The following is a 12582-nucleotide window of genomic DNA, read 5'->3' on the forward strand; positions in this document are numbered from 1 at the left end:
GATGAAGATCACGTTTAACGGAACTGACTTGTCGATTGCCACTGTCGAGCATCTGAGCCTTGCTCTGGATCGCATCGACAAGCAACCGCAGTTCGAACTCTGGATATCGGTACCGAACGGTCAGTCCTTAGCCATGCTGCGCAATGGTAGCCACGCTTGGCTTATGTATCTGCGGTTCAATGGTGATAGCGGCGTCGTGACAAAGGGTAACCCAGACCATCAGGGAACCTGCGCTTACACACTCTCCAACGGGCAGGTCGACGAGCATCCCCTATCCTGGTGCATAGATCTAGAAGAATGCTACAAAGCGATTGCGTACTTCTTCGTCAATGACGGAGCACGATACGATCACGTCGCGTGGCAAATCGCGTAACAGATCTGCCGCGGTCTTGGCCGGATGGATACTCTGTACCTGGTCTGCTTCTAGGGGCTAAGCAGACTGATCATCTCGGATGCGGCCGAACGCGGCTGCCGTCGTCGTGAACGGTGTAGTCGTTCGGAGCGATAAGGCGCAGGGTCAGCAAGTGGTCGACGAAGGCTCAGTGCTGTGTTTGATCGAGCGCTTTGAGCAACGCGTGCAGAAATGCGCTGGCATGGTCGTAGCTCGAACTGCCGTCAGCCACCGCGTGAGCGCGCAGGCAGAGTTGTTCGCCTATAGTTTCAGGACCAGTTGCCTCGGCGCACTCTGACCATAGATCGAGAAGGTCATCAGGAATATATCGGCTGGACATGAACAGGTGGAGCAGCCGAGACGCACCGTGGTGGTTTTCGTTGTGTTGCGCCGCGAATGCAAAGAGCGCGAACAAGCCTTTAAAATCATCACGGGATACTGCTCGCCTAGCCATGGAAATACTCCGACTGGAAACGGCATTCAGCAAATCAATTGAAGAATACTAGCTGGCTTTGTGTGTCCCAACAACGCAAGGAATCCTGTCGCATCGGACCGGGAAAATATCGCAACCTAAATGCGAAAATACCCCGTGGCCTTCAACCCTAAAGGGCTGCCGGGGCGCGCCGCTTGGCAATCGCCAGATATGAAACATCGTTAGTTTGAGACGGACCCGTTGAGGCAGTCTGTCCAAGAGCGAACTTACGGCGACGTGGTTGGGAAAAGATAGCGGATCGGGGCCGGTCGCACCGGTTCACAGAGCTGAGAAGCTGCCCGTGCACGATCGCCGCGATTGGACTCTTCGCGAGGCGCATCGTCCTGGTATGATTGGCAATCTCTTTATTTTGGGCGGCGAGCGTCGGTCGCTGTTTTCGGGAATGGAGGCTCCTCAGGATGATTCCGGGCGGTTTCCCCCTCGAACTCGTCGGCGGCGCAGGCTTCGACGCGCTCGCGCAATACGGTGCGCAAGTGTTGGACCGCGGCTGACCGCTAGGAAATCAGCAAAGGCTCGGCGTCGCTGCCGAGCCTTATTGTTGAGCTCTGAATGTCGGATTTAGAAGTCCATACCCCCCATGCCACCCATGCCGCCGCCGCCCGGAGGCATGCCGCCCGCACCGGTGTTCTTCTTCGGCACTTCCGCCACCATAGCTTCGGTGGTGATCAGGAGCGCTGCGACGGACGCCGCGTTCTGGATCGCCACTCGAACCACCTTAGTCGGATCGATGATACCCTTGGAGACCAGGTTGCCGTATTCGCCGGTCTGCGAGTCGTAGCCGTACGAGTACTGATCCTTTTCGAGGATCTTGCCGACGATGACCGAGCCGTCCTCGCCCGCGTTGATTGCGATCTGGCGGGCCGGGTAGGACAACGCCTTGCGCACGATCTCGATCCCGGTCTTCTGGTCGTCATTTTTGGTGCGAATGCCCTTGAGGTGCTCGGAGGCACGCAGTAGCGCAACGCCGCCGCCTGGCAGGATGCCTTCTTCAACCGCCGCGCGGGTCGCATGCATCGCATCGTCCACGCGATCCTTGCGCTCCTTCACCTCGACCTCAGTCGCGCCGCCGACGCGGATCACCGCGACGCCGCCCGCGAGCTTGGCAAGACGCTCCTGCAGCTTCTCACGGTCGTAGTCCGAGGTGGTCTCCTCGATCTGCGCCTTGATTTGCGCCACGCGCGCTTCGATGTCGGCCTTCTTGCCGGCGCCGCTGACGATCGTGGTGTTCTCCTTGTCGATCATCACCTTCTTGGCGCGACCGAGCATATTGAGCGTGACGTTCTCGAGCTTGATGCCGAGGTCTTCCGAGATCGCCTGGCCGCCGGTTAGGATCGCGATGTCCTGGAGCATGGCCTTGCGGCGATCGCCGAAGCCCGGAGCCTTGACGGCCGCGACCTTCAGGCCGCCGCGGAGACGGTTGACGACGAGGGTGGCGAGCGCTTCGCCTTCGACGTCTTCGGCGATAATCACAAGCGGCTTGCCGCTCTGCACCACGGCTTCCAACAAGGGAAGTAGTTCATTCAACTGAGATAGCTTTTTCTCATTAATCAGGACGTAGGCATCATCCATTTCAACGCGCATCTTATCGGCGTTGGTGACGAAGTAGGGCGAGATATAGCCGCGGTCGAACTGCATGCCCTCGACAACTTCGAGTTCGGTCTCGAGCGACTTGGCTTCCTCAACGGTGATGACACCCTCGTTGCCGACCTTTTTCATGGCGTCGGAGATGAACTTGCCGATCTCCGCATCGCCATTGGCTGAAATCGTGCCGACCTGGGCGATTTCCTCGTTCGAGGTGACCTTCTTGGAGTTTTTGACGAGGTCGGCGACCACGGCTTCCACAGCCATGTCGATACCGCGCTTCAGATCCATCGGGTTCATGCCGGCGGCAACCGACTTGGCGCCTTCACGGACGATCGCAGCGGCGAGCACGGTCGCGGTGGTGGTGCCGTCGCCAGCCGCGTCTGCGGACTTGGAGGCGACTTCGCGCACCATCTGGGCGCCCATGTTCTCGAACTTGTCCTCGAGCTCGATCTCCTTGGCGACGGTGACGCCATCCTTGGTAATACGGGGAGCGCCGAACGACTTGTCGAGGACGACGTTGCGGCCCTTCGGTCCGAGCGTCACTTTTACCGCATTGTGGAGGATGTCGACACCGCGCAGCATGCGGTCGCGGGCATCGACTCCGAATTTGACTTCTTTTGCTGACATAGTGGGTTTCCCTGAGTTTTTGACTTGGTTTCACCCTTGATGAGGCGCTCGACAGGCGCTTGAGCGGTGGACTAGGCGGCCTTCTTCTTGGAAGACACGTCGGTGAGAACGCCCATGATGTCGCTCTCCTTCATGATCAACAGCTCCTGGGTGTCGATCTTGACTTCGGTGCCGGACCACTTGCCGAACAATACGCGGTCACCGACCCGGACGTCGATCGGGATCAGCTTGCCGCTTTCGTCACGACCGCCGGGGCCAACGGCGATGACTTCACCTTGGGAGGGTTTCTCCTTGACCGTGTCGGGAATGATGATGCCGCCAGCGGTCTTCTCTTCCGCGTCGATGCGCTTGACCACGACCCGGTCGTGAAGCGGACGGAATTTCATGCTCTCCTCCTATCTTCTAGTCGCTTTTTGAAATAGCAGTCGAAGCTAGCGAGTGCTGACCGCTCCGAAAATAAGCCGGCTTGGTCGGCAAACAAGACAAAGCCGCGAAGGATTTCGAAAATCCGTCGTCCTCACCGGTCCGCGGAGGGCCCATTCAGAGCCACCTAAAGGAGCCCCTGGAATCAAGTCTGGGCTGGTCGGAGGAAGCCGCTGAGGAAACTTTAGGCGGGCTTGTACCGTCTGCCCAGGTTGTTGTTTGGCTTTGCCATCCAAATGGCTAGCCGGGTAGGGTTGCGCGCGTCTGGATTAGCCTGTTCGGGTACAATGATGCCGCGTCCAACGGCAGTCTAGACCCGCGGCGGTACGCGGAGAGGCCGGCAAATCTTGTCCCTCTCGCCTACCCAGAGCACCTGGGATGCAGCGGAAGAGGAACTTTGAACCGCCCCGGGTTTGCCGGAGGCTCCAACTCCTGAGAGGATGGAGCCATGACGAGCAAGACGACGAACAAGTTTTCACCCGAGGTCCGGACCCGAGCGGTTCGGATGGTTCTGGATCACGCCGGCGAGCACCCGTCGCGCTGGGCGGCAGTTACGTCAATCGCGGCCAAGATCGGCTGCACGCCGCAGACGCTGCATGACTGGGTCAAGAAGGCCGAGGTCGGTAGCGGGCAGCGGGCCGGCGTTCCGACCGACACGGCCGAGAAGCTGAAGGCGCTCGAACGGGAGAACCGCGAGCTTCGGCAGGCCAACGAGATCCTGCGCAAGGCAAGCGCCTATTTTGCGATGGCGGAGCTCGACCGCCGGTTCAAGCCATGATCGCCTTCATCGACGATCATCGTGGGGCGCATGGGGTCGAGCCGATCTGCAAGGTCTTGCCGATCGCCCCCTCGACCTACCACGCCCATGTGACCAAGCGGCGCGATCCCGCCAAGCTGTCGGTGCGCGCCAGGCAGGACGCCGCGCTGAAGATCGAGGTGCGGCGCGTCTTCGATCAAAACTTCTCCGTCTACGGCGTGCGCAAGGTCTGGCGCCAGCTCAAGCGCGAAGGCTTCGATGTTGCCCGTTGCACGGTGTCGCGACTGATGCGTGACATGGGTTTGCAAGGGGTCATCCGCGGCAAATCCGTCAAGACTACGATCAGCGACAAGGCCGCGCCATGCCCGCTGGATCACGTCAACCGCCAGTTCAAGGCGCCAAGGCCGAACGTTCTCTGGCTCTCCGACTTCACCTATGTCGCGACCTGGACCGGCTTTGTCTACGTCGCCTTTGTGATCGACGCCTATGCCCGCAGGATCGTGGGCTGGCGAGCCTCGCGCACGGCGCATGCAGGCTTCGTGCTCGATGCGCTGGAGCAGGCACTGCATGATCGACGGCCGGTCCATCGTGGCGGGCTCGTGCACCACAGCGACAGGGGCAGCCAATATGTATCCATTAAGTACACCGAGCGCCTGGCTGAAGCTGGTGTCGAGCCTTCTGTCGGCAGCGTCGGAGATTCCTATGACAACGCTCTCGCCGAAACCATCAACGGTCTCTACAAGGCTGAGGTGATCCATCGGCGCGGGCCATGGCGCAGCTTCGAGGCCGTCGAGTTCGCGACCCTAGAATGGGTGGATTGGTTCAACAACCGACGGCTCCTGGAGCCCATCTGCAACATCCCGCCGGCCGAAGCCGAACAACGCTACTACGCCATGCTGGAACAACCCGCCATGGTGGCATAACTTAAACCAAATGGCCTCCGGCAAACCCGGGGCGGTTCACTTTCTTTCTAGATTCTCTCCCTTCGCCAGTCCTGCAGCCAAACCCTGCTTGACTCTTCCAGCAAGGCCACGACGTACCTTATGAGCGTTGTCCTCGCGAGCGCCCTGCCTCTGCGTTCGTCACATAAGACGATCGATGATCCCAAGGAGGCGGTCGCAAGACGCCGCGAGACGCTTGTTAGGAGCTGCCGCGATGCCTAGCAGCAAACCGGATCGTGCGGAAGCTGCCTCTGCATACCAGGGCGATAGCGGAGCAGGCGCCAATCCGAACGACAGCATTTCCCTGGCGATGGAGAGGTCTGGTGTCCCGTCCGGCAATTGCATTAGCACCGCCAATCCAGCGATCGTTATGTCCTTGGCGCGTGGGCGAAGGGTCTTTAGCAACGCGTCGCCTCGCGCTGCATAGACACGCTTCGTACGTCGAAGATGCCGCATATAGTGGCCGTCACGCATGAATTTCGCAGTCGCGAGTTGCACAGACGGCCCAGGCGCCGGCGCGAGACACGCCGCGACCTCGGCGAACTGAGACGTCAGCGACGGAGGAGCTACCAGAAAGCCCAGCCGCAGGGTGGGGGTCAGAGTCTTGCTGAAAGATCCGATGTGAATGACGCGCCCGGCGCGATCGAGCGAGGCAAGTGCCGGTGTGGCCCGACCCTTCAGTTGAAGCTCGCTCAGATAGTCATCCTCGATCACCCACGCCCCTTTCTGAGCGGCCCAGTCGAGAAGGCGCAAGCGCCTCTCCAGCGACAACGTGCACCCGAGCGGCGCCTGCTGCCCTGGAGTTACAACAACCAGCGCCGCATCGGGCTCATGGTTCAGGCCAGAACTGACATCAATGCCGTCCGCATCAACCGGGATTGGGGCGAGCGACAATCCTGCGAGCTCCAGGCCATGCCGGGTGATTGGGAAGCCTGGATCCTCCATCCAGACTCTTCTCCGTTCGAGGCCGAGCACACGGAGCGCCAGTCCCAAGCCGCTGCAGTAGCCGCCGGTGATGATGATCTGGGAAGCTGTACACTCGATACCACGCGCGATAGCAAGATACGCCGCGATCTCCCGCCGTAGTTCCAGCTCACCACGAGCGTCCGGATATATCGCCGGCCCACTCATTTCCACGCGAATAGCGGACGAACGAATCCGGGCGACGAGCTTGGCGGGGAAAGTTTCATGCGCGGGCACGCCCATCTGGAAAATCGCCGGCCCCGCAGTGAGCTCCCGATACATCTCCATGAACGAGCCGGGATCGGCTGTTTCTTCCTGTCGAGCAGCAATGGAAGGACGATCCGCGACATGCGTTCCGGCCGCGCGGGAAGCGACGATGAGTTGAGCAGCGGACAGCTTTTCGTACGCCGATCGCACCGTGCCTCGAGCGACACCGAGTTGGGCTGCCAGGTCCTGCCAGGAGGGCAGACGCGCTCCCGGAGCGAGCACGCCGTTCTCGATGGCGGCCCTGATGCCTTTGCGGATCTGCTCGGCCAGGGGCGTCTTCGCAGATCGATCAAGCTCCAACCGCAGCGGCTTGGTCATGCCCCCTTGGTACACGATTTTTGTGCGTTCTTGGTGCTTTTTTCCGGACCAGAGCAGCCGCACCTATGCGGGACAAAGGAGAACGCCACCATGAAAATACGATTCATCTTTGGCGCGGCTTTCGCTGCCGTTGCCATCGCCACTGCAACGCCTGCCGTCGCCCATGGCGGCGGCGAAGCGGTCACGCCGCGCTTTCAACAGATGATCCCCAACATTCCCGGCAAGTCACTGAAGGCCCTGATCGTCGACTATACGCCGGGCCGGGCGTCAGCTCCGCACATCCACGCCAAGTCGGCTTTCATCTTCGGCTACGTTCTGTCGGGAGAAATCGAGTCCCAGGTGAATGACGGACCCAGGCGGGTCTACCGCGCCGGCGAAAGTTTTTACGAGACGCCAGGCTCGCGCCATTCCATCAGCCGCAATGCCAGCAAGACCAGGCCAGCAAGGCTGCTCGCCGTGTTCGTCATTGATACCGACGACAAGGAACTGACTACCCCGATCAAATAACACTTGTCATCAAGGAGCAAAAAATGAGCAAGCGTCTCGACTACAATCAGATTGCACCGACAGGCGTGAAAGCGCTCGGCGGCGTCTACGGTTACATAATGCAGAGCAACCTTCCACCCGCGCTGGTCGACCTGGTCTACCTGCGAATTTCACAGATCAACAACTGCGCGTATTGTCTCGACTCGCACACGCGCGACCTGCTCAAGAAGGGAGTGAAGATCGAAAAGCTGGCGCTGGTACAGGCGTGGAGGGAAGCCGGTAACCTCTTCGACGAGCGCGAGCGCGCCGCCCTTGCGTGGGCCGAAACGGTGACGCGCGTCGCAGAGACCAATGTGCCGGATGAAGCCTATCAGGCTGCCCGCGCTGTGTTCGGCGAGCGAGAACTTGTGGATCTGACGATCGCAGTTGGCTTGATGAACGCCTACAATCGTATTGCAATCAGCTTTCGGAACACGCCGCAGGCCGTACTCGGACAGTAAGCCTTGGAGGTGCCGGAACTCTTCTCCGCCGAGCTTCGTTCAGCCTCCAGATCACTTCTGCCTGCACGCTGATCAGGTAACAGGACGAAAGGACACACATCATGTCACACCGGATCAACGACAGCGCGATCGACTTTTTCCAGATCAACGAAGATATCGCGCTCAGAAGGATGGTTTTGCGTAACCCGGGGCGGAAGGGGATTGTTCTCTTCCTGCACGGGTTTCCGGAGACCCTGTACGCCTGGAAGGATATTGCCGCGGCTCTCGCCGATGACTACGACGTCCACGCTTTCGACTGGCCGGGCTACGGTCTTTCATCGAGGCCAGCGGTCGACAGGTTCTCCTATTCGCCGAAGGACTACGCGCATATTCTGGATCAGTACATCGTGAAAACAGGCATCGACACCTCGAGGCTCACGATCTACGCGACCGACATCGGAGCGCTACCGGCACTCCTGCTGGCGGTGGAAAAACCTGATATCGCAAGGACAATTATCGTTGGCGACTTCGCCCCGTTTGACAGGCCCCAGTTCATGTATGAGAGCCTGCAAGGCCTGAAGGCGGGGCCTGCAATGGATCAGATCCGCGCCAACATGAACAGGAATCGCGACGAGATCCTCGCAAACACCTTCACAAGAGGCTTGCCCAAGGAAGCGCAATTCGAAGTTACGGAGGAATTCAGGGACGACATGTCCCGCGGATGGAGCCAGGGCGCCATGACGACGGTAGACGCTTTCTCCCACTATTACTCGTACTTTACGCGGGACCAGGACCGTTTCGAATCGCAACTCGCCCGGCTTAAAACGCCGGTGAAGGTAGTTTGGGGCGAGAAAGACCTCTTCATCAAGAAGGAGATGGGCGCAGAATTCGCCGAAAGAGTCCACGCCGAACTCGCGATTCTTCCCGGTATTGGGCACTTTCCTCACCTCCAGGATCCGAAGCAAACCGTCGATGAGGTTCGTGCCTCATTTCGATGACTGCGCAGGGGTCTATCTCCGCGCCCTGCGCCGATGAGCTTCGATCACCAAATGTAGAGACCGCTTCCGTCGGCCGTAAAGGCAGGGTTCGTGAATGCATGTCGCATCACTCATCAGCAATCGAGCTTGCCTGACATGCTCACGAGCTGCGCGCGAACGAAAAGTGGATGTATCTGGTGCGGTTTCTGGTACGGCGGTGTCACTGCAGGCACCGAGAACGAGGTAAGCTATTGATCGCGGTGGTGGGCCCGGCAGGACTCGAACCTGCAACCAGATCGTTATGAGCGGCCGAAGATTGGTCAGATCCGTTGATCTCCTGCGGTTTTGTTCGGGTCCAAGTGCTTTCGTTGCGTTTCGTTTACGCCGGTTCTGGTACGAAGCTGGTGCGTGCTCCGAAACTTGCCTGAAGGCCCTAAGTCGGCGATTGGCAGCGTTTGGTGGTGCAAACCTTCGGACGAACTCGCAAGTTGCAGAATGGTCCGAGAGCGGACCAAATCGGCCATGATTGCTTTCACGATTGGCCTTTTGCGATCATCGCGGCACGGGTCTGGAGTCCGATGTAATCCGTCCATCCAGGCATGGGCCGGACAACGGCGCGCGCTTAATGGGCGCTTAATGCTTTTGCGCAACAGATAGATCACCAGCGCGGAATTAGTCCTAGTTACGAGTGCGAGCCGAGCTCCCGAGGAGGGGAATCGGATGGGACTGCTATTTGTCGGAGTGCTGGCAGGAGTCCTGATCGGCTTTGGCTGGTTCGCGCCGTCCCGAGGGTATTTCCTCGGGTGCGCGTCACGACCCTGTTTCGACAGGGGCGCTGTCGCCCAACCCGCGCAGCCAATGCCGACTGCGTTGGCGCCAGAGCCTGCGGTTGTCAGATCGAATTCCGCAACGCAGGCAAGGCCCGGCAAGACATCAACTCCGAAGAAACGCGGATCGACCGATCTTGCCAAAGCGGCGTCCCCGCGGACGAGGATCAGCGTCCCGGCACCCGAACGGACCGCGGAAATGTCGGATCGTGCTCTGGACAAGGCGAAGGTTGCGATCGCGACGCAGATGGGGGATCCGGAGACGGTCGAACTCAGCGACGTGAAGCGCGCAATGCGAAAGAACATGCTTGGACGCCGCGTGGATACGATTTGCGGGCGCGTGAAAGGAAGAAGCGCGTCAGGCGGCGAGACTGGAGAGAGGCCGTTTCTGTATCTCGTGAAGGAGGATGAAGCATACGTCGTCGACGGTAGGTCAGGGTCGGCGGCCTCAACGGCGTATCGAAATATCTGCAATTAGGGATGCGTCGACTGCGCCACCGCGCGGTACACGCCAAAATGATTTGAGCGGAAAGAATTTCCACCCAGGTGTCAAGTGATCCCGCAGTGGATGCGGCACTAACGGCGGCACTGCGCCGCTCTCGTGATGATGCATTCAGGATGAACGCAGCAGCACGGGAGACGCAATACGGAATGGGAATATAGCGGAAATTCGTTTCATCTCGAGGGCATCATGCACGACATAATCAACACGTCAAAGCGGCTCAATGAATCGCTTCACTTGCCGGTTCTGGTGATCATCGAGCCGCTCGTGTTGCCTCGTACATGCATTCTGCACGTCCTCAGGAGGGAGTTGGACGAACTTGAGATCCTTGACATGGCAACGGTCCAAGGCCTGGACTGCACGTCAGCCCGCGATGTTCGTCTGGTGATGCTGAGTATCGCGGACAAGCCCATCGGCGATCCCTCGGTTGAGGACGATCTCGCCTTCGTTGCGGAGTGTTGTCCCAACGCCGCCACTGTTGTCCTCTCAAACCATGACGACGAACCGACCGTGCAGGCCGCGATGCAGCGGGGCGTGCGCGGCTTTCTTTCCACCTCGCTACCGATCGAGATCGCCATAGCAGGCCTGCGCCTTGTTCTTGTCGGCGGCGCCTACAGGCCGTTGCCCGTGGCCGGGATGAACAGGATAACGGATTTCGAGCCACCGGATGCGCGCGGGCTTGTGCCCGCATATCTGATTAACGAGGGAGCCAGAGTGGCTATCGACAGGAGGAGCGTGACCGATCTCACGCCTCGTGAGCAACAGGTTCTGGCGGAACTGGAGCTCGGCCTGCCCAACAAGCTGATCGCCGCCAAATTGGGCCTCTCGGAAAGCACAGTCAAAATGCACATTCAGCATATCATGAGGAAATGTGCTGCGCACAATCGCACGGAAGCCGTCCTCCGCTGGCGCGGCCGGTTGCCCGCGCAGAGTCGCGATCACGACCCCGGTGCGGCTCTAATGCCGGAGACCTAAAGCATGATCCGGACCCGGAGGGCCGCGTTAACGCAAGGTGCGCAGCGGTTCTCCCTCGCGACAAACGCGGAACGCGTTTGCGTGGAGATCATGCTCCAACAACAACCGAAAGCGCGATGACGATTCATCCCAATCTCATCGCGCTTTAGTCCTCTCTGAATGCACCACGGAAGCTGTCGAGCAGGGGCCTGAGCGCGTAGAGAGCCACGGTGCCTCGCCCGGTCGTGATGAACACTTGAACCGGCATGCCGGGGACGATCTGGATGTCGTTTGCCGCGATCTGCCCATCGTCGATCCGGATCTTTGTCGCGTAGTATGGCTGGTCGGTACGCTTGTCGAGGAGCCGGTCTGCGGATATGTGCACGACGGTTCCCTTCAGGCGAGGCACGCGACGCTGATTGTACGGTACGAGGTGAACCTCGGCACTGAGGCCGGGATGAACCACATCGATGTCCTCGGGCCTCAGGCGCGCGGTTACGATGAGACGGTCTTGCCGGGGCACTAGGTCCATGAGCGGAGCACCTGCTCCGATGACACCGCCGGCTGTATGAACCCGCAGATCGGTTATCACGCCGTCCTCGGGCGCCTTGACCTCCGTTCGCGATAGCTGATCCCTGGCCGCAAGCAACCGCTCGCGGAGCTGGAATATCTGGTTCTGTGCTTCACGAAGCGACTGTGCGATCTCGTTCTGCCTCTCGCTCTCGAGCTTGAACAATGTGGCCTGCTGTTCGCTGATGACCTGCCCGGCGCGGGCAATCTGCGCGGCGATCTCGCCGCGGCGGCCCTCGACGTCGGCCAGCTCCCGCTGCAGGTTCAGAAGCCGCGGCCGCCGTTCGAGCCCCTTGTTGACGAGGGTCGCGACCATATCCAGTTCCTCCCGAACGATTTCGACCCGCTGCCCGGTGGCGGTTTCCTGAGCCTTGAGACCTTCGATCTCCTTCTCGACTTGATGCCTTCGTTCGCGAATGACCGCAAGCTGCGACTCGTGAACTTGCATGCGTGCCTGAAAAATGAACTGCTGCGCCGACACCGCAGCGGCGGCCACTCCGTTCTGCCTGCTGTCCTGTTCCAGCGCGTCCGGGATTGCGATCCTCTCGAATCTCTGCTGCTCGGCTTGAAGCCGTGCGGCACGAGCAGCTGCATCCCAAAATTGACCTTGGAGGCTTTGCATCTCCGAGCCGGCCCGGGTGTCGTCCAGCGCGATCAGCGTTTGGCCGCTGCGCACGATATCGCCATCCGAAACCAGGATCTTCCTGATGATACCGCCTTCCAGATGCTGGATCGTCTTGCGGCTCGATTCCGATTCCAGGACGCCAGACGCGATCGCGGCGCTTTCGAGAGGCGCGAGGCTCGCCCATGTACCAAGCCCCAGCATGAAGCAGAGCACCAGCAGATTGCCCGCGACGGTGATGCCGCGAAGCCTTCCGCGCGGAGAGGTCGGCGTGGGCGCCGAGCACCATGGAAATTCCAGAGGCTCGAAATCGTCGATTGCGGTCACCACGACGCCAAATCGCCGAGCGGGTGGGTGGGGCGCCGGCGCTCGCACGAGCTGGTCCCAGATCATGGGAAGTC

The 12582-nt window shown here is 60.1% G+C and carries 12 protein-coding genes and 1 other annotated feature; of the genes, 7 read left to right on the forward strand and 5 right to left on the reverse strand.

Annotated elements, in window-relative coordinates; translation table 11 throughout:
- The first annotated feature begins 1 nt into the window (after nt 1).
- Nucleotides 2–373 carry an Imm1 family immunity protein gene (locus EI171_RS12710; protein WP_075969264.1) on the forward strand — a complete coding sequence of 124 codons (372 nt, stop codon included), beginning with the start codon at nt 2–4 and terminating at the stop codon, nt 371–373.
- 166 nt (nt 374–539) lie between these two features.
- Here EI171_RS12710 and EI171_RS12715 read toward each other — a convergent pair whose 3' ends face one another.
- The 3 genes from EI171_RS12715 to groES all read right to left on the reverse strand — a co-directional run bounded on the left by EI171_RS12715 (nt 540) and on the right by groES (nt 3481).
- Nucleotides 540–845 carry a hypothetical protein gene (locus EI171_RS12715; RefSeq protein WP_133415035.1) on the reverse strand — a complete coding sequence of 102 codons (306 nt, stop codon included), beginning with the start codon at nt 843–845 and terminating at the stop codon, nt 540–542.
- Between the two features lie 597 nt (nt 846–1442).
- The gene (gene groL / locus EI171_RS12720; protein ID WP_161533498.1) at nt 1443–3095 is read right to left on the reverse strand and encodes a chaperonin GroEL; all 1653 of its coding nucleotides are present in this window, start codon (nt 3093–3095) and stop codon (nt 1443–1445) included.
- A gap of 71 nt (nt 3096–3166) precedes the next feature.
- On the reverse strand, nt 3167–3481 hold the full coding sequence (gene groES, locus EI171_RS12725; RefSeq protein WP_028174163.1) for a co-chaperone GroES: 315 nt from the start codon (nt 3479–3481) through the stop codon (nt 3167–3169).
- 485 nt (nt 3482–3966) lie between these two features.
- On the opposite strand from groES, the gene EI171_RS12730 reads away from it, so the two are divergent.
- A protein-coding gene (locus EI171_RS12730; RefSeq protein ID WP_246740227.1) for an IS3 family transposase occupies nt 3967–5198 on the forward strand; the annotation gives its coding sequence in 2 pieces (ribosomal slippage) (nt 3967–4258 and nt 4258–5198; 1233 coding nt in all).
- Nucleotides 4251–4367: a sequence feature (AL1L pseudoknot), on the forward strand. It overlaps the preceding gene by 117 nt.
- A 159-nt stretch (nt 5199–5357) precedes the next feature.
- Here the strand turns inward: EI171_RS12730 and EI171_RS12735 are convergent.
- Complete coding sequence (locus EI171_RS12735) at nt 5358–6764, reverse strand: PLP-dependent aminotransferase family protein (protein WP_161533499.1); 1407 nt, start codon at nt 6762–6764, stop codon at nt 5358–5360.
- 90 nt (nt 6765–6854) lie between these two features.
- On the opposite strand from EI171_RS12735, the gene EI171_RS12740 reads away from it, so the two are divergent.
- The 5 genes from EI171_RS12740 (at nt 6855) to EI171_RS12760 (ending at nt 11010) form a co-directional block, all read left to right on the forward strand.
- The gene (locus EI171_RS12740) at nt 6855–7271 is read left to right on the forward strand and encodes a cupin domain-containing protein (protein ID WP_161536991.1); all 417 of its coding nucleotides are present in this window, start codon (nt 6855–6857) and stop codon (nt 7269–7271) included.
- Nucleotides 7272–7294: 23 nt separating this feature from the next.
- Nucleotides 7295–7750 (forward strand): carboxymuconolactone decarboxylase family protein, encoded by a 456-nt coding sequence (locus tag EI171_RS12745; RefSeq protein WP_011089713.1) that lies wholly within the window; start codon nt 7295–7297, stop codon nt 7748–7750.
- Between the two features lie 101 nt (nt 7751–7851).
- Entirely contained in the window at nt 7852–8727 is an 876-nt protein-coding gene (locus tag EI171_RS12750; RefSeq protein ID WP_161533500.1) for an alpha/beta fold hydrolase, read from the forward strand.
- 1005 nt (nt 8728–9732) lie between these two features.
- On the forward strand, nt 9733–10011 hold the full coding sequence (locus EI171_RS12755; protein WP_231166644.1) for a hypothetical protein: 279 nt from the start codon (nt 9733–9735) through the stop codon (nt 10009–10011).
- A gap of 213 nt (nt 10012–10224) precedes the next feature.
- Nucleotides 10225–11010 (forward strand): response regulator transcription factor, encoded by a 786-nt coding sequence (locus EI171_RS12760; RefSeq protein WP_039183898.1) that lies wholly within the window; start codon nt 10225–10227, stop codon nt 11008–11010.
- A gap of 145 nt (nt 11011–11155) precedes the next feature.
- Here the strand turns inward: EI171_RS12760 and EI171_RS12765 are convergent, their stop codons facing one another.
- A complete protein-coding gene (locus EI171_RS12765) occupies nt 11156–12574 on the reverse strand; it encodes an HlyD family type I secretion periplasmic adaptor subunit (RefSeq protein WP_246740531.1) in 1419 nt (472 codons plus the stop codon).
- Nucleotides 12575–12582 lie beyond the last annotated feature (8 nt).

The organism is Bradyrhizobium sp. LCT2, assembly GCF_009931255.1.
GTDB lineage: Bacteria > Pseudomonadota > Alphaproteobacteria > Rhizobiales > Xanthobacteraceae > Bradyrhizobium > Bradyrhizobium diazoefficiens.